Below are 1,640 nucleotides of genomic sequence, written 5' to 3' on the forward strand. Positions count from 1 at the left end.
ACGTATTCTGATGAACAAATCAGATTTGCTTATGAGCTGCGAAAACAAGGCATGACCTACAAGATGATTGAACGAAAAACGGGGATTAGTAAACGCACGCAGCAGCGACGGTTTAAGTTAATTGAGAAACCAAGTGATACTTCTAAAATCTAAGACAGGTGAAAGATCATGAAAAAGGATATTTTAAATTATTTCCAATTTTGAGGACTTGGTAATCCGAACCTCAAATTACATCAGTTGGTTTAATTCCGACAGAATTAGAACGAGTGTTTAGAAAAAGATGTGCCATTTATTGACATAGGAGCATCTTGAAATAAGTGCAAAATTCTGCTTTTCCAGGATTGATATCAACAAATTAATTCAAAATAAACTGTTCAATTTAAGTGTACCCTAAATGGACAAAAAGCAGTATAATCAACTTATGAAGAAAAGCTTAGATTCTGCTTGGGATAACAAGCAGTTCTTTGTTTTTGTCAAACTGTCTAATTAGAGTGTCTAAACAGAATGCAGTAGGGTGGGGGAGACTGATCCTCTGAAAGGAGAGTTATTGATGAAAGTTGGTTATGCGCGAGTTAGTTCAACTGATCAAAATTTGGCCCGCCAAATTGAAGCCTTGAAAGTGGCCAGATGTGAGAAAATCTTTGAAGAAAAACAATCGGGCAAATCGACCCAGAACCGACCAGAATTACAGGCGGCGATTGCTTATGTGCGGCAAGGAGATACATTAGTGGTGGCCTCATTGGATCGGCTTAGTCGAAACTATGACGATGCCAGTGATATAATCAAACAGATTAGAGATAAACAGGTTAAAATGGAAGTCTTAGATGCCCCGTTTCTTTCAATGCAAACTGGTGATTCAGATATGGACAAATTTATGTTCGATATGCTAACCAAGCTGCTAGCTTATATGGCCCAGACGGAGCGGAAGAAAATTCGTGAGCGCCAGCGTCAAGGAATTGAAATTGCTAAGGTTAATGGGAAATACCGCGGAACTCGGCCGGTATACGCCGAGGACTCGCCTAATCCGCAGAAACGGTTTATTTATCATCGAATCGTTGAGCAGTTAAGAAATAAAGCAACCGGTGCCCCAATTAGCTACCGAGCAATTGCGGCTGAAACCGGCGTCTCGGTTCAGACTGTCATTAATATCAAGAATCGGTTGAATGAAGAAGTTCTCGAATAAAAGGTTAACCGGGATTCGTTGATTTTAACTGAATATCGAACATTAAACATTTGCCAATATCTAATTGTAGTTAAAATTGAAAGGGAGATAAACGAGATGATTGATATTAATTATGGAAACTACACGCTTTTTCAATACCTAATCATTGCTTTTATTTTGTTTCCGATTGAGATTATTCATTCATGGTTAATAATAATGATTTATGCGGTCATCGTTTTAATAATTTTTAGTACGCTATTAAAACTTTTTGAGCGTAGGAATCCGTGTTTCAAAGAAAACAATCATGTGACAACAGTACCGTGGTTACGTACCACACTTGTCGTCTTATCTACTGCGATGTTACTTATTATATTGATAATTAAAGATAGCAGTGTAGATTTTTTGAGTGTTTAAATAATTATGTGTAAATAGAAAAATAAGCAATTGAAAAGGGAAAGCCTCTCCCTTATGATAGTTA

At 37.2% G+C, this 1,640-nt stretch carries 1 protein-coding gene and 1 pseudogene; both read left to right on the forward strand.

What is annotated here, in order from left to right; genetic code table 11:
- A pseudogene (locus tag NGM66_RS14185) lies at positions 1-153 on the forward strand (recombinase family protein); the annotation flags it as partial.
- Between the two features lie 397 nt (positions 154-550).
- Entirely contained in the window at positions 551-1,183 is a 633-nt protein-coding gene (locus tag NGM66_RS14190) for a recombinase family protein (RefSeq protein ID WP_065675006.1), read from the forward strand.
- The last annotated feature ends 457 nt before the right edge of the window (positions 1,184-1,640 follow it).

The organism is Levilactobacillus yiduensis (assembly GCF_024718525.1).
GTDB lineage: Bacteria > Bacillota > Bacilli > Lactobacillales > Lactobacillaceae > Levilactobacillus > Levilactobacillus yiduensis.

Bases quoted from the DNA above. Each gene is read 5' to 3' on its own strand.
- NGM66_RS14190 (WP_065675006.1), top strand. From the start codon at position 551: ATGAAAGTTGGTTATGCGCGAGTTAGTTCAACTGATCAAAATTTGGCC.